Annotated in this window: 15 protein-coding genes; 13 read left to right on the top strand and 2 right to left on the bottom strand. The window is 36.2% G+C overall.

The annotated features are described in order from the left end of the window. The first annotated feature begins 44 nt into the window (after positions 1 to 44). The 5 genes from HHT355_RS10845 (at position 45) to HHT355_RS10825 (ending at position 5,779) form a co-directional block, all read left to right on the top strand. Positions 45 to 665: a DUF2284 domain-containing protein gene (locus HHT355_RS10845; RefSeq protein ID WP_158245958.1), complete on the top strand. Its 621-nt coding sequence runs from the start codon at positions 45 to 47 to the stop codon at positions 663 to 665. 225 nt (positions 666 to 890) lie between these two features. Beyond that, complete coding sequence (locus tag HHT355_RS10840; RefSeq protein WP_103203470.1) at positions 891 to 2,948, top strand: DHH family phosphoesterase; 2,058 nt, start codon at positions 891 to 893, stop codon at positions 2,946 to 2,948. 40 nt (positions 2,949 to 2,988) lie between these two features. Further along, positions 2,989 to 3,435 (top strand): 50S ribosomal protein L9, encoded by a 447-nt coding sequence (rplI, locus tag HHT355_RS10835; protein ID WP_103203469.1) that lies wholly within the window; start codon positions 2,989 to 2,991, stop codon positions 3,433 to 3,435. A gap of 24 nt (positions 3,436 to 3,459) precedes the next feature. Next, positions 3,460 to 4,788 carry a replicative DNA helicase gene (dnaB, locus tag HHT355_RS10830; RefSeq protein ID WP_103203468.1) on the top strand — a complete coding sequence of 443 codons (1,329 nt, stop codon included), beginning with the start codon at positions 3,460 to 3,462 and terminating at the stop codon, positions 4,786 to 4,788. Between the two features lie 307 nt (positions 4,789 to 5,095). After that, positions 5,096 to 5,779 (top strand): helix-turn-helix domain-containing protein, encoded by a 684-nt coding sequence (locus HHT355_RS10825; RefSeq protein ID WP_103203467.1) that lies wholly within the window; start codon positions 5,096 to 5,098, stop codon positions 5,777 to 5,779. An 83-nt stretch (positions 5,780 to 5,862) separates the two neighbouring features. On the opposite strand, the gene HHT355_RS10820 is transcribed toward HHT355_RS10825, so the two are convergent. Beyond that, on the bottom strand, positions 5,863 to 6,030 hold the full coding sequence (locus tag HHT355_RS10820) for a DUF362 domain-containing protein (protein WP_103203466.1): 168 nt from the start codon (positions 6,028 to 6,030) through the stop codon (positions 5,863 to 5,865). A 204-nt stretch (positions 6,031 to 6,234) separates the two neighbouring features. Here HHT355_RS10820 and HHT355_RS10815 point away from each other — a divergent pair, with 204 nt between their 5' ends. Then, a complete protein-coding gene (locus HHT355_RS10815) occupies positions 6,235 to 6,435 on the top strand; it encodes a DUF1858 domain-containing protein (RefSeq protein WP_103203465.1) in 201 nt (66 codons plus the stop codon). Positions 6,436 to 6,529: 94 nt separating this feature from the next. Here the strand turns inward: HHT355_RS10815 and HHT355_RS10810 are convergent, their stop codons facing one another. Next, positions 6,530 to 7,285, bottom strand: coding sequence for an adaptor protein MecA (locus HHT355_RS10810; protein ID WP_103203464.1), 756 nt, complete (start codon positions 7,283 to 7,285; stop codon positions 6,530 to 6,532). Positions 7,286 to 7,582: 297 nt separating this feature from the next. Here HHT355_RS10810 and HHT355_RS10805 point away from each other — a divergent pair, with 297 nt between their 5' ends. The 7 genes from HHT355_RS10805 to rpiB all read left to right on the top strand — a co-directional run bounded on the left by HHT355_RS10805 (position 7,583) and on the right by rpiB (position 14,959). Further along, the gene (locus HHT355_RS10805; RefSeq protein ID WP_103203463.1) at positions 7,583 to 8,956 is read left to right on the top strand and encodes a serine/threonine-protein kinase; all 1,374 of its coding nucleotides are present in this window, start codon (positions 7,583 to 7,585) and stop codon (positions 8,954 to 8,956) included. Continuing rightward, positions 8,953 to 9,576 carry a hypothetical protein gene (locus HHT355_RS10800; RefSeq protein ID WP_103203462.1) on the top strand — a complete coding sequence of 208 codons (624 nt, stop codon included), beginning with the start codon at positions 8,953 to 8,955 and terminating at the stop codon, positions 9,574 to 9,576. The genes HHT355_RS10805 and HHT355_RS10800 overlap by 4 nt, the downstream gene beginning before the upstream one ends. A 720-nt stretch (positions 9,577 to 10,296) precedes the next feature. Further along, entirely contained in the window at positions 10,297 to 12,003 is a 1,707-nt protein-coding gene (locus HHT355_RS10795) for a glycosyl hydrolase family 18 protein (protein WP_103203461.1), read from the top strand. 112 nt (positions 12,004 to 12,115) lie between these two features. After that, complete coding sequence (gene cwlD / locus HHT355_RS10790) at positions 12,116 to 12,844, top strand: N-acetylmuramoyl-L-alanine amidase CwlD (protein WP_103203460.1); 729 nt, start codon at positions 12,116 to 12,118, stop codon at positions 12,842 to 12,844. 139 nt (positions 12,845 to 12,983) lie between these two features. After that, positions 12,984 to 14,042, top strand: coding sequence for an L-threonylcarbamoyladenylate synthase (locus HHT355_RS10785; RefSeq protein ID WP_170124941.1), 1,059 nt, complete (start codon positions 12,984 to 12,986; stop codon positions 14,040 to 14,042). Between the two features lie 18 nt (positions 14,043 to 14,060). Beyond that, positions 14,061 to 14,531, top strand: coding sequence for a low molecular weight protein arginine phosphatase (locus HHT355_RS13750; RefSeq protein ID WP_170124942.1), 471 nt, complete (start codon positions 14,061 to 14,063; stop codon positions 14,529 to 14,531). Next, positions 14,528 to 14,959 carry a ribose 5-phosphate isomerase B gene (gene rpiB, locus HHT355_RS10780; RefSeq protein ID WP_103203459.1) on the top strand — a complete coding sequence of 144 codons (432 nt, stop codon included), beginning with the start codon at positions 14,528 to 14,530 and terminating at the stop codon, positions 14,957 to 14,959. The genes HHT355_RS13750 and rpiB overlap by 4 nt, the downstream gene beginning before the upstream one ends. Positions 14,960 to 15,065 lie beyond the last annotated feature (106 nt).

Genomic DNA, 15,065 nt, shown 5'->3' with positions numbered 1-15,065 from the left:
CACATATCATGAAAATTCATTCAATAAGGAGATTATTAAAAATAATGAATATCCTTCAAGAATCAATTCAAGCGGCTACACCGCAGGCAAAAATAGAATATCAGATTTTTATTGCGGATGCCGGGACCGAAGAAATTTTTAAATATGAAGATAGAGAAAGGTTTAATGCCTTATGTCGGAACAGATGTGATAATTTCGGCCGTAAATGGAGTTGTCCCCCTTATGCCCCTGCTTATCACGAATTTGCCGGAGAATATAATCGCATATACATATGTTTGACTTTAGCTAAAACCGACCAATTTAATTATATAAAACATGACTACTTAAAGATTAAAGCTGCCAATACAATCTTAAAAAGCAGAATTGATAAAACTTTAAGAAAATTAATTGAAAAGGATGTCTATTATATATCGGGAGGCAGCTGCAGGTTGTGCAAATCCTGTAAATGTAAGTTTCAAGAATCTTGTATTCATCCTGAACTTATGACATACAGCTTTGAAGCGATGGGTATAAATGTGGATGATATGATTCGGGATATTTTTGGGATACCGCTTTTATGGTATAAGGAAAGCTTGCCCAAATACACATGTGTAGTTGCGGGCTTGGTAAGCAAAGATAAGTTTGAGGCAGAAACGATAATAGAAACCTTGAAAAGTTTAAATTGAATCCGGAGATATAAACCGCTTTTTAAGGAAGATAAATATATATAAATAAATGGTATAATTTGATCTAGGACAGTCATGTATTGCTTGAACTTTGTTCCCCAAGGCTTATATAGTATAAACAACAATTTAACGAGAAAAATAAGAACTTTAAATACTCATAATTTAATGTTATAATAATTAGGATAGGCTTATTAATTGAAATTTCCCCATCAAAGGAGATATAACATGGGTAGAAAGTTTAGATTGAATAGTACATTAAAAGCATACTTTTTGTGGCCGATTTATATGACTGTGCTTTTACTACTCATGAATCTTTGGATATATGTTATTAACAAAAAAGCAGGTTATGTAATGAGCGTATTTACCCTGCTGTATTTTTTACTGGCTTTATCCGTATTTTATTTAAAACGGAATCAGATATATACAGAGCTTATAAGATACGGCATGGATTTTGCGCAGGTGCAAAAACGCTTGTTAAAAGAAATGGTTGTTCCCTATGCCCTTTTAGATAATGACGGTAAAATACAATGGGGAAACAATGAATTTGCAGACCTGTTTCAGGGGAAGAAAGTAATCGGCAAAAACATTTCAAATATAATACCGGAAATTACGCAGGATGTTCTTCCTAAAACAGGAGCAGATGAAATAGCCCATGCAACTTTAAATAATCGTAATTACAGAGTAATACTGAGAAAAGTAATATCGCCGAGTTTTGACGATGATAACTGGACGTTTTATGAATCTGAAAATGCATGGGATACCCCGAATTCCATCATAGCCATGTATATGTTTGATGAAACGGAAATTATGCTTCTCCAAAAAGAGAACAAAAATCAGAAGCTGGTTGTGGGCCTTTTATATATTGACAATTATGATGAAGCCCTGGACAGTATAGATGAAGTAAGACGATCCCTGCTGGTGGCTCTGGTTGAGCGAAAGATTAACAAATATATGCAGGGTATAGATGCGATTATAAAGAAACTGGAAAAAGATAAATTTATATTTGTTTTTAAACAGAAATATCTGTCTGTTTTACAATCTACCAGATTCTCCATTCTGGAAGAGGTAAGGAATGTAAATATTGGCAATGAGATGGCTGTCACCATAAGCATTGGCTTGGGTGTTAATGCCGACAGTTATATTACCGGATATGAATATGCCAGAGCTGCTATAGATCTGGCCCTGGGAAGAGGAGGAGACCAGGCGGTTGTAAAAGACGGTGATAAGATTTCCTATTACGGAGGAAAGAGCATACAGGTAGAAAAAAGTACCCGCGTAAAAGCAAGGGTAAAGGCCCATGCATTCAGGGAATATGTTGAAGCAAAAGATAAGATTGTCGTTATGGGCCACGCTATCGGTGATGTAGACTCTTTTGGAGCTGCAATCGGTGTTTATAGGATAGGGAAAACATTTAATAAGAAAGTATATATTGTTATAAATGAGATTACATCATCCCTAAGGCCTATGATTAGCCGTTTTATGGAAAATCCCGAGTACGAGGACGATTTGTTTATAAATAACGATAAAGCAAAGGAAGTTGTGGATGCCAATACCTTACTCGTAATTGTGGATGTTAACCGTCCAAGCCTCCTGGAATGCGAGGAGCTTCTTAATTATACAAGGACAGTTATTATATTTGACCATCACAGGCAAACTAACGAAGCTATAGAAAATGCAGCCCTTTCATATATTGAGCCTTATGCATCATCAACCTGTGAAATGATAGCCGAAATTTTGCAATATATCGGAGGCAATTTGAAACTGCGGCCCCTGGAGGCTGATGCTTTGTATGCCGGTATAATGATTGACACAAACAATTTCCTTACTAAAACAGGTGTAAGGACTTTTGAAGCAGCTGCCTATTTAAGAAGAAACGGTGCAGACGTAATAAGGCTCAGAAAATTCTTCAGAACTGAGTTTACCGAATTTAAGATAAAGGCTGAAGCAATAAGCAGTGCCGAAGCATATTTGGACCAATTTGCAATCGCAATATGTGCCGCTGACGAAGCGGACAGTCCCACTGTTTTGGCAGCTAAGGTAGCAAACGAACTTTTGGATGTTAAGAATATAAAAGCGTCTTTTGTGCTTACCGAATTTAATAACAAGATATATATCAGCGCCAGATCCATAGACGAAGTAAACGTACAGGTCGTCATGGAAAAATTGGGCGGAGGTGGGCACTTAAGTGTTGCAGGCTGCCAACTGGAGGACATTACTATAGAAGAAGCGGTTATTAAGCTTAAAAACACCCTTGATACTATGGTTAAAGAGGGAGAAATCTGAATATTGCGTAAGAATTATCGTATAGAGAGGAGTAATACAAATGGAAGTAATTTTGATGGAAGATGTTAAAAACCTTGGTAAGAAAGGTGATATAGTTAAGGTTAGCGACGGATATGCAAGGAATTTTCTTTTGCCAAAGAAACTTGGAGTAGAAGCTACGAAACAGAATTTACATCAGTTAAAACTTCAAAAGGAAGCTGAAGAAAGAAGACAGCAGGAGATATATGAAGAAGCTAAAGAACTGGGGAAAAAGCTGGAAGCTGTTACTGTGAACGTTAAGATAAAGGCCGGTGAAGGCGGCAGAGCGTTCGGCTCGGTATCAACAAAAGAAATTGTGGCAGCTTTACAGGAGCAGGCCAACATTCAACTGGACAAGAAAAAAATACAGCTTAATGATCCAATTAAAAATGCAGGTATTTATAAGGTCGCTGTGAAGTTGCATCCAAAGGTCAGTGTGGAACTTACGGTGAAAGTCGAAGCGGTATAATATCGCTTTATAGGGGGATTACCAATGGATGAGGCTTTCATAAAAAAGGTACTTCCGCATAGTCTAGAGGCCGAACGGTCGGTTATAGGGTCTATGATTATGGACAAAGATGCCATAATTGTGGCTTCCGAAGTTATAAGAAGCAGTGATTTCTATGACCAACAGCTTGCAATCCTGTTTGATACTATGCTTGAATTATACAATGAGGGGAAACCGGTAGATCTGGTTACCTTGCAGGACAGGCTGAAAGAAAAAGATGTGCCCGCACAGCTAAGCAGTCTGGAATTTATACGGGATTTGGTTGCCTCGGTGCCCACTTCGGCCAACATAAAATACTATGCGCAAATAGTAAAAGAAAAAGCCGTATTAAGACGCCTTATTAAGATATCGGAAGAAATGGCAAATGACTGTTATCTTGATAAGGAAAAACTGGATGTAATTCTGGAAAAAGCGGAAAAACAGATTTTTGATATAGTTCAAAATCGCGGAACCAAAGAGTTTACAGATATAAAGGAAATTGTTCTTAGGTCCATCGACAGCATAGAAGCTGCGTCAAAAAACCAGGGAAGTGTTACAGGTATTGCTACCGGTTTTTATGATCTGGATTATAAGACTGCAGGCTTACAGCCTTCAGATTTAATATTAATAGCTGCAAGACCTTCAATGGGTAAGACGGCCTTTGCACTTAATATAGCAGAGTATGTGGCTTTACGCTCCAACATAACTACCGCCATTTTTAGCTTGGAAATGTCTCAGGACCAGTTGGTAAAAAGGCTTTTGGCTATGAACTCCAGAGTGGATTCTCAAAAGATACGTACAGGCAATTTGTCGGCGGAAGAATGGGCAAGCCTTATGGAAAGCGCCAGAATTATAGGAAATTCCAATTTGATTATAGACGATACTTCAGCCATATCGGTCAGTGAACTTAGGTCAAAATGCAGGAAATTAAAAATTGAGAAGAATCTCGGACTGGTTATTATAGACTACCTGCAGCTTATGACCGGAAGCAAACGGACCGAATCAAGGCAGCAGGAAATTTCTGAGATATCAAGGGCGTTAAAATCGCTGGCAAGGGAAATAAATGTTCCGGTTATAGCCTTATCCCAGCTTAGCCGTGCTGTAGAGCAGCGTATTGATAAAAGGCCTATGTTATCAGACTTAAGAGAATCGGGTGCAATCGAGCAGGATGCCGATGTGGTAATATTTATATACAGAGATGATTATTATAACCATGATACTAAAGAACCAGGAGTTTCTGAAATTATAATCGGAAAACAGCGTAACGGTCCTACAGGTACCGTAAAGCTGGCCTGGCAGGCGCAGTATACCAAATTTGCTAATTTGGAAAGATAGTTGCTCTAAAAGCTTAAATTTGATCAAAATATAATAATTATTATGAACTTAATAAATTATTACAACAATTTCAAATATACAAGACATAACATACTCGAAATATTATACATATTGGAGTAGAATTGTCATAATTAAATGAAGTTTGTGTTGAAAATTAGAGGCTTTTTAAGAGCCTCTCTTTTTTATGTCGACAAGTTAAATGGAAATATTAGTAAAAGATATTGAAATTAAGGTGAGCTATGTTATAATTTAGAAGTGGAAAAAAGTTACAAAGCCTAGGAGCTTAATAAATTATGGAGGATTATCAATGGAAGATGTTAGGTATATGATTTCGGAGGCCTCAAAAAGGGTTGGAGTAGAATCTCATACGCTGCGGTATTGGGAAGAGGAGTTGGACCTGCCTGTAAAAAGAAATGAAATGGGCCATAGGTATTATAAAGAATCTGATATCGAACTTTTTAAGATGATTAAAAAGTTGAAAGAGCAGGGCTTTCAATTAAAAGCAATAAAGTTGCTGTTTGCTGATATGCAAAAGATAGATTCTAATGATAATATCGCTATGATAAAGCTAAAAGAAGAGTTGAACGGGAAGGTGGATGACATGTGGAGTGACAATAATCTTACTGATATGGAAAAAGATACAGAAAAAGAGACAAGCCTTATAGCAAACAAAGAAAATGATGAGCTTGAAAAAGAAAATAAAGATAAAATGAGCCAGTTTAAAACTATAATGAACCAGATTATAGTATCGGCTTTAAAGGAAAATAACGCTGAATTATCGGAAGAAATAAGTTCAACAGTAACCGATAATGTTATAAAAGAAATGCATTATCTTATGAGGCTTCAGGAAGAAAGAGAAGAAGAACGCTTCAGAAAGTTTGACGCGACATTAAGAGAATACCAAAAAAGTAGGTTACATGCAGCAGCAGTTCTGGAAGGTAAAGGAAGAAAAAAATCCAAGTTTTTTAGAAAACATAAGGTTTACATATAGAATTAAATAAAGAAGAGGGTTAGCGTACCTTTAATTCAAGATACGGCTTAACTCTCTTCTATGTACTTACCATAAATGTTTAATTATGCTGAAATTGAACCTGTAGGGCAAACGTCTGCACAAGCCCCGCAATCAATGCAAGTATTAGGATCAATTTCATAGTGATTTGCGCCTTCAGAGATTGAGCTGGTAGGGCATTCTCCTGCGCAAGCACCGCAGCTGATGCAATCGTCACTAATTGTATATGCCATTTGATATACCTCCTTGGTCATAATTATAACAATCTATTTTATTTTAATATATGTATAAAAAATATGCAAGAGAAAAAACATATAGAATATATTCTTGACGTATTAAATTCAATAGCATATAATGTTGCCTAGGCTACTAAAATCTAGCCGAGTTTGGTTTATAATGTGGTTAACGATATAGCCACTGGTTAAGGAGGTTAATGTATGGCTGCTGTAACTAAGGACATGACAATTGGTCAGGCAATTGCCATGGATCAGAATATTATTCCGGTATTACTCGAAATAGGTATGCACTGTCTTGGGTGCCCTGCTTCTCAGGCTGAAACTCTTGAAGAAGCTGCCTTGGTGCATGGTATAGATCCCGATGAGCTTATTGACAGAATAAATGCTGTAATCGGTGAGTAATTTTTTCGGATACCGAATAATACTTATTTATAAGTAAAAAAAAGAGGATGCCTAAAAGTAAAACTTTTTGGCATCCTTTTTTTAGAAGTTAGTGCTACATAACAGCCAGTATTTGTAATGCTTTATTCTTAACAATTACCTCATAATGCTCATTATAGAAAGTTACGGTAGCGTAATTAATTCGCTCCGGTTTACCGTATTCGGAAATTATATTAATTATTTTATTGTTTTCTTCAGGTGTGTGACCTGAAATATTTACAACTAAATAATAGGTTGATGTAACCGGATCTTTATACAGCGAATTACTGCCGTCATATATACCCTGAAGTATTTTTGCCAATTCGATAACTTCGCCAAGAGAAGAAAAGGAGTAAACCTTTGTCAAATCTGAGGATGAAACGAATACACCTGATTTGTTTACTTCGATAGATTCCGGTACCGTCTCAACTTCATTGACAGGCTCTTCAATTTCGTCATCATATTCGTCAAAATTTTCAAACGGGTTTACTATTTCATCCGCATAAGCGTCATCATCGAATTTATCGGATAAATCATGAGTATGGAAGGAAGAAAATTTGGAGAAACGGGTGTCCAATTCATCCGGATCTTCAACCTTAGTTATAACCAAAACCAAGCAATCCGTAGAGATCGGAATAGCTTCAATCATTAAAGGTATATCGTCTACTTCAAAACCAAACTCATAAAATGCCTGCTGTATCATATCACGGAATAAAGCTCTGGCTTTTTCGGTTCCGTAAGCGAGCTCACTAATCTTCAATTCTCTGTCTATCAAATCGTCCTTACTCAAAGTGCATTTAATCTGGTTGTCATTGATCTTTTCTATTTTCACAGAGAACACCCCTTTCTGTACTAACAGGAACTGATCAAAAGATACATCTGTAACCAACCATTGGTGTAAAAAGAGTATAAGTTAAAAAGCATGTAAAGTCAATACGCCAAGTTGTGAAATTTGCATTAACAAATATGCTTAATTTATTAAAGTTTTCATATAGTGGCTTTGACATCATGTATACTAATAGATAATAATTTTGTATTATTATACAATACACCTTGTTTTACTTCCATATAATGGGTATAATAAAGTCGATGATCCTGGCTACAAATTTATAACAGGAAAGGAGGATAAATTGAGGACATAAACGAAATATGGTTCGATAAGTACCGCATTATTAAGCTTCTCGGTCTTGGAGGTTCATCCAAGGTCTATCTTGCAGAACATATCAAACTCAAATCATATCGAGCAATCAAATATATCCCCAAACATCATCCCATGTATAAATTGCAGCTTAAGGAAGCACAAATATTAAAAGATTTAAAACATTCATGCATTCCTATAGTTTATGATATTGAAGAAGATAAAGATGGTTCCTATATAATTGAGCAATATCTTGAAGGTATTACACTAAAAGAATATGTTAAGAATTCAAATTGCCTTAACAAAGATGTCATAATACATTTTGCCCTTCAACTTTGTGATTTAATCCGTTATCTTCACTCGGTAAAACGGCCTATTTTATACTTGGACTTAAAACCTGAAAACATCATAGTTTCCGGAATGAAGCTAATGCTTATAGATTTTGGAAGCGCCATATTCAGGGATGAAGCCGATAAATTTACCGAGTTTTATGCAACTGTAGGATATGCTGCACCGGAGCTTTATCGTAACAGTCTTGCAGACGAAAGATGTGATGTATACGGTATAGGTATTTTACTATATTTTATGGCTACAGGTAAGGTTTTAGAATTTGACACCGGATTGGAGCATATTGATTTTTCGGCAAATATTGATAAAAAACTTAAAAGGGTTATAAGCCGGTGCCTTAGATACAATCCGTCACAAAGATACGCTTCCGTTGCCCGTTTGGAAAAAGATTTATTGGAAATTGGCAAAAAGAAAAAATTTAAAATAAAATCAGGATCATCGGTTGAAATAGGGATAGCGGGAGCACAAAAGAGAATTGGCACAACCCATATGGCATTTCGTTTATGCAACTACTTTATTGCTAAGAATATAAGCTGCCTGTATATAGAGCAAAATGACAGCAGGTGTATATGGCAGATTAAGAACAGATATTATGATTTGAAAGGCGATCAGGGTGTAATAAAATTTAAAGGCATTCCTATGGTAAGCCATAGCGATGTCGAAACAGCCGATTTGTCCGAGTACAATATAATCATAAGGGATTATGGCAACTTAGATATGAAAAATAAAGAAGATTTTTTAAACTCTCATATAAAAATACTTGTACTCGGAGCAAAAGACTGGGAATTGGGTTTTTCCGAAGATGCGCTTGAAATTATAACAGAATATAAAGATATAATATTTTTATTTAATTTTCTTAACGGTAAGCAATTCGGGCAGATAATAAAACATATGCCTGACAGAAACTGCATGCGGATACCTTATGAGCCTGATCCCTTTGCCATGCCTAAAGATAAGGTCAGCAAAGAATTTTTTACAGAGCTTGTAAAAATTTGTACCGAGGAAGTGGCAAATTGAAAAGAAAGCCCATGCTTTTAAAAAAGTACTTGGAATATACAAGACTAAGAGAAAAAAGAACAATAGGCATAATAGGGGTAAACCGCGGTGCGGGAGCAACATATACGGGTATGCTTTTGGCCTTTTATTATGGAACAGAAAAAAGAGTTAAGACGGCCTTTCTGGAATGCAATAATCACGGAGACTTTAAGCGTATACAGGATGCCTTCGAATGGAGCAGGGAAGATGAAAGAACATTTTCTCTTGACCGGATAACTTTTTTTAAAGAGGTTGCATCAAATGAAATTCCTGAAATTTTTTCGGATGATTATGGGTGTTATATTATGGATTTCGGTACGGATTGTGAATCCTGGAAAGCCGAATTTAAAAGATGCGGTATAAAAATCATAGTAGGAGACAGGGCATTATGGAACCAGTCAAAAACAGTTGAGCTTGTAAAATCTCTGGAAAATGTCAGGGGAAGCGATAATTGGACTTACATTATACCTTATGCCAATAAAAAGATGCTAAAGCAAGCATCAAAAAAGACAGGAAAAAAACTTATTGCAATTCCTTATGAAACAGACTGTACCCTTTTATCCAAAGAAACTATAAAATTGTTTGATAGGCTGTTTGGCTAAAAATTACAGCTTTATAAAAGAATTTGAATATAAAAGTATAACATATCACATATCAGGCAAACAGGCATAGGAAATATTAAAATGCCCTAAATAATTAATCAAATGCCATACAACCTTCTTATCAGATCTAAATCTGCACCTCTAAATAATGGACTATAAAGTTATTTGGCCGGACAGCGGATAGTGGTCTTCTTTAAGCTGAGGCTTTTTGATTTTTGATTAAAAACCGAATACAAAAGTTAAGTCGGATCTAAAAGCCCTCTATACTTTGAATTAAAAGTAATATTTATAATATTTTATATGCTTATATATTTTTTTCTTTACTTTTGTATTTGGAGTTAATTGGGATGGCTTAATGTTGGGTTAGAAAAAATATTTAAAGGCATCTATGCATTCCCGAAAGATCTTTCGAAGATAAGGAATATGCCGGTATGGACATATCCTTAATATAAAGCATTAGATTTGCCGGGACAGCACAGATGCCTTGTTTTATAAAAAATTTATACATTATTTTATAATAAATAAAGGATTACCCAAGGAAACCATTATGTAAAAATATAAAAACGTACTTTAAGACCATTGGCGGTAGACTTTAAAATAAAAAGGTTTCCGAAAAGATAAGTCGAAATTTAGTAATGACGATTGTCAGATTAAGTGTTATAATTGGAGATATAAATTGTAAAAGTCATTTTATCAGCAAGTAAGCCATCGGAGGATAGTATGGAGAAAAAAACAAAAATTGCAATTGCCGGTATTGTTGTAGCAATTTTAGTTTTAACTATAGGGATAGGGGTAGCCGTAGTAAAAAGGCTGATCCCCAGTAAGGAAATTATGCCTCTTAACGAGTATTATGAGGTAAAGGATAATGAGGTTTTAATAATACTTCAGGATGAAATCTATGACAAATACGGCATTATAGCCGACCAGAAAGTTTATATAGATTTTGATACTGTGGCAAATAAATTCAATCACAGGTTTTATTGGGACAGTAATGAAAATATACTTACCTATACTACACCTACTGAGATAATTCAGGCCGATGCTGCCAGCAATAAATATACAGTTACAAAAAGCATGATTAAAACCGAGATGTCCTCCGATTACCCTATAATAAAACTGTTTGGTGATAAGGTTTATGTGGCCTTGGATTTTGTGCAAAAGTATTCGGATATGCAATATCGTTTTTTTACAGAGCCTAACCGTGTCGTAATCGATTATAAATGGGGAGAATACTTATTTACGGAGGTTGCTAAGGCTACACAGTTAAGATTTAAACCCGATATAAAAAGCCCTGTTTTGGTACAGCTTTCTGTAGGGGAGGAGCTTATGTATATTGTTAAGGACGAAGCTCCGAATAATGGTTTTGTAAAAGTCATGACCCAGGACGGTGTAATCGGGTATGTAAAAGAAAAACGTCTTAAAGAATCTTATTACAAAACAAAGGAAAGTACTTACCAGGCTCCTGAATATACTTCGCTAACAAGAAGTGAAAAAATAAATCTGGTTTTTCATCAAATTTTTAATAAAGATGCAGGTGCAAAACTTGAAGAGCTAATACGCCATACTAAAGGAGTTAATGTGGTAGCACCTACCTGGTTTAGCATAACAGATGTATCGGGAACCATATCGTCCCTGGCAAGCCATGAATACGTTGAAAAAGCCAAGGCGTTGGGGATTGAAGTCTGGGCTTTGGTAGATGATTTCAGTAACAATGTGGATATGCATGAGCTTCTTTCTTACACATCCCGCAGGGAAAATTTGGCCAATGCCTTAGTGGAAGCTGCCATTCAGTATAAAATAAACGGTATTAATATAGATTTTGAAAAAATACCTTCAAAAGCCGGAGAACATTTCATACAGTTTATTCGTGAGCTGTCAGTAAAATGCAGAAATAACGGAATAGTTCTGTCGGTAGATAACTATGTCCCTGCTCCGTACAATAAATACTATAACAGAAAGGAACAGGGAGAGATTGTTGATTACATTATAGTGATGGCTTATGATGAATATCATGCCGGCTCTGATGTTATTGGGCCCGTTGCTTCTCTTGATTATGTAAAAGCGGCTATTGATAACACTCTCGAGGAGGTTCCTAAAGAAAAAACCATAATAGCCGTTCCGTTCTATTCCAGGTTGTGGAAAGAGACCGAAGAAGGTGAAATTTCGAGTGAAAGTTTTGCCATGACACCGGCAGCTAAAATTCTTTCAGACAACAGCGTCGAGCCTAAATGGGATGCGGCTGTGGGAAGTTATTACGGCGAATATGAAAAAGACGGAGCGGTTTATAAAATGTGGCTGGAAGACGAAAAATCTATTGAGGAAAAAATGAAACTTATTTATGAGTCCGATTTGGCAGGCGTAGGAGCATGGAAATTGGGTTTGGAAAAAGAAGAAGTCTGGAATGTTATTATACGTTATATAAATTAATGGATTATGAGGCGGTCTTAATACCAGACAGCCTCATAATTGCATACTGGGAAGAATAGGTCCATAATTTTTTTCATAATATATAGGGAAACCTGTATTGAAGGCATGGACTATGAAAAGTAAATATTTCAGTATCATTTTTTTGCTTCTGATAATAATTGCACGGATTTTAGTATCAGACCGGTCGGTTAAAGTCATGAGATTTTATGAAAGCGATATGGAAGGAAAATATTCCGGAATAACTATAGTAGTTGATCCGGGCCATGGAGGAAGGGACCCGGGCAAGGTCGGGGTAAATGGGGTTTTAGAAAAAGATATAAATTTGGCTATTTCATTAAAACTAAGAGATATACTTGAAGAAAAAGGTATAAATGTAATTATGACAAGAACGGAAGACGAAGGATTATATTCCGAAAGTGACTCAAATAAAAAGCGGACTGATTTAAAAAATAGAATAGAAATAATTAATTCAAACAATGCTTTATTAGCTATTAGTATTCACCAGAACAGCTTTACAGAAGAATATGTAAAGGGAGCACAGGTTTTTTACTATGCACAGTCAGAGCAAGGGAAAAAATTGGCAGAAATTATACAGGAACAGATAAAGGAATATTTAAAAGACGGAAACCACAGAAAAGCAAAATCCAACACCAATTATTATATGCTTAAACATACCTCATGCCCTTTGGTCATAGTTGAATGCGGCTATCTTTCCAATCAAAAGGAAGCTGCGTTACTGGCTGATTCTGAATATCAGGAAAAAATGGCTCGGGCCATTTATCTTGGCATTGAAAAGTATTTGGATACTTTGGATACAACGAAAAAATCAAATTTCCGGTAAGTATTAAGAAATCTTTATAAAGACAAACTAATTATAAATTATAGATATATATGCATAAACATGTTATAATCCTCGTTATGAAGTTCGAAGAACAAAAGACAATTTTGCAAATTGCTTTAAAAAGGAGTATAAAATTAAAATGAACACATTAATTATACAAGCAACTGACGGTTCGTTAAAAGAGGATGACCTAAAAAAGGCGGCCGATATTATAAAAAGCGGAGGCTTAGTGGCATTTCCTACTGAAACTGTTTACGGACTGGGAGCGGATGCTTTGAATCCTGAAGCTTCAAAAAAGATTTATGAAGCAAAAGGCAGGCCTTCGGATAATCCGCTGATTGTACACATAGCCTATCCTAATGATATAGAAGCTATTGCAAAAGATATTCCTAAAGAGGCTTATAGACTGGCGGAAGTATTTTGGCCGGGACCGCTTACAATAATTCTTGGCAAAAAAGAGATAGTCCCTTATAATACAACCGGAGGCCTTGATACTGTAGCTATACGTCTTCCTGCAAATAAAACGGCCAGGGCTCTTATTGAACGTTCAGGAGGGTTTATTGCAGCCCCCAGTGCCAATTCGTCGGGAAAACCGAGCCCGACTCAGGCTAAACATGTTATCGACGATTTGTACGGCAAGGTTGATATGATTATTGACGGAGGCAAATCCACTCTTGGCTTAGAGTCTACCATAGTTGACTTGACCGGAGAAAAGCCGGTTATCTTACGCCCGGGTTGTATAACAAAAGCAATGTTAGAGAATGTAATAGGCAAGATCGAATACGACAAGGCAATCTTAAATATGAATATGGACGAAAATATTATTCCCAAAGCTCCCGGCATGAAGTACCGCCATTATGCACCGGAAGGGTGTCTTACTATTTATGAAGGAAATATAGGTAAGGTTGCGGAGGCTATCAATAAAAGGGCGAAGGAATGCCTTGAAAAAGGGAAAACCGTAGGAATTATTGCCACGGAAGAAACAAAGGACCTGTATCAATATGGTACCGTAGAAGTAATCGGTTCAAGAAAAGAAGAGGATTCTATTGCCGCAGGCTTATATGCGGTCCTTAGAAAATTTGATGAACTTCATACGGAGTATATATTTTCCGAAAGTTTTGCAGACAACGGCTTAGGACAGGCTATTATGAACCGCCTGCTGAAAGCGGCAGGATACAGGTTAGTAAAAGTAGAGTAGAAATTAAGGAGGTATTGAATGTCAAAATATAAAAAAGTGATTTTTGTCTGTACCGGTAATACCTGCAGAAGCCCAATGGCAGAAGCGATTTTCAGAAATTTGGATCGGGACAGCGATATAAAAGTATCTTCAAGAGGACTGGTTGTTTTATTTGGTGAGCCTATAAATCCTAAAGCCGAAATTGTGCTTAAAAATCATAATTTGGAACTGGTAAACCACAGGGCAAAGGGGCTAAAAGAATCGGAAATTGATGAAAATACATTGGTACTTACTATGACTCAGGACCAGAAAAGAAAGGTGCTGCAGAACTATCCGGGTGCGGTAAATGTTTATTCTATTAAGGAATTTGCCGGTGAAACGGGAGATGTGGTTGATCCCTATGGGGGCACTCTTGTAGATTATGAAGAGTGCTTTAAAGAATTGGCCATACTGGTAAAAAAGACTGTCTATAAAATAAACGAACAAAATCAAAAGGAGGATACATTATGATAGCTATCGGAAATGACCATACCGGATATGAGTTAAAAATGGAAATTATAAAATATCTTGAAGAGAAAGGTATTGAATATAAAGATTTCGGATGCGGAAAGATAGACTCAAGTGACTATCCGGTTTATGCAAAAGCCGTATGTAAGGCAATACAAAACAAGGAATGTGATAAGGGTATATTAATATGCGGAACAGGAATAGGAATTTCCATAGCCGCCAACAAAATGAAAGGAATCCGTGCGGCTCTGTGCCATGATTGCTTCAGTGCTGAGGCTACAAGATTACATAACGATGCAAATGTCCTTGCCCTGGGAGCAAGAGTTGTAGGCCCGGGACTTGCGGTAAAAATAGTAGATACCTTTTTGAATACAGAATTTTCCGGACAGGAACGGCATATAAGAAGAATTAAAATGTTAGAAGAAGAATAAAATTTTAATATTTATATAAGGCAATTTTTTATAAAAAATGCATATTTACCTCCGTCTTTGGGAATACTGACAGTTAGTTAAAAATTCCGAAGGCGGAGGTGATTTT

Source organism: Herbinix hemicellulosilytica, from assembly GCF_002904165.1.
GTDB lineage: Bacteria > Bacillota > Clostridia > Lachnospirales > Lachnospiraceae > Mobilitalea > Mobilitalea hemicellulosilytica.
Note: the sequence above shows the minus strand (reverse complement) of the source record. Positions and strands in the feature narration are given on the sequence as shown.

Bases quoted from the DNA above. Each gene is read 5' to 3' on its own strand.
- HHT355_RS10845 (WP_158245958.1), top strand. From the start codon at position 45: ATGAATATCCTTCAAGAATCAATTCAAGCGGCTACACCGCAGGCAAAA.
- HHT355_RS10840 (WP_103203470.1), top strand. From the start codon at position 891: ATGGGTAGAAAGTTTAGATTGAATAGTACATTAAAAGCATACTTTTTG.
- rplI (WP_103203469.1), top strand. From the start codon at position 2,989: ATGGAAGTAATTTTGATGGAAGATGTTAAAAACCTTGGTAAGAAAGGT.
- dnaB (WP_103203468.1), top strand. From the start codon at position 3,460: ATGGATGAGGCTTTCATAAAAAAGGTACTTCCGCATAGTCTAGAGGCC.
- HHT355_RS10825 (WP_103203467.1), top strand. From the start codon at position 5,096: ATGGAAGATGTTAGGTATATGATTTCGGAGGCCTCAAAAAGGGTTGGA.
- HHT355_RS10820 (WP_103203466.1), bottom strand. From the start codon at position 6,030: ATGGCATATACAATTAGTGACGATTGCATCAGCTGCGGTGCTTGCGCA.
- HHT355_RS10815 (WP_103203465.1), top strand. From the start codon at position 6,235: ATGGCTGCTGTAACTAAGGACATGACAATTGGTCAGGCAATTGCCATG.
- HHT355_RS10795 (WP_103203461.1), top strand. From the start codon at position 10,297: ATGGAGAAAAAAACAAAAATTGCAATTGCCGGTATTGTTGTAGCAATT.
- cwlD (WP_103203460.1), top strand. From the start codon at position 12,116: ATGAAAAGTAAATATTTCAGTATCATTTTTTTGCTTCTGATAATAATT.
- HHT355_RS10785 (WP_170124941.1), top strand. From the start codon at position 12,984: ATGAACACATTAATTATACAAGCAACTGACGGTTCGTTAAAAGAGGAT.
- HHT355_RS13750 (WP_170124942.1), top strand. From the start codon at position 14,061: ATGTCAAAATATAAAAAAGTGATTTTTGTCTGTACCGGTAATACCTGC.
- rpiB (WP_103203459.1), top strand. From the start codon at position 14,528: ATGATAGCTATCGGAAATGACCATACCGGATATGAGTTAAAAATGGAA.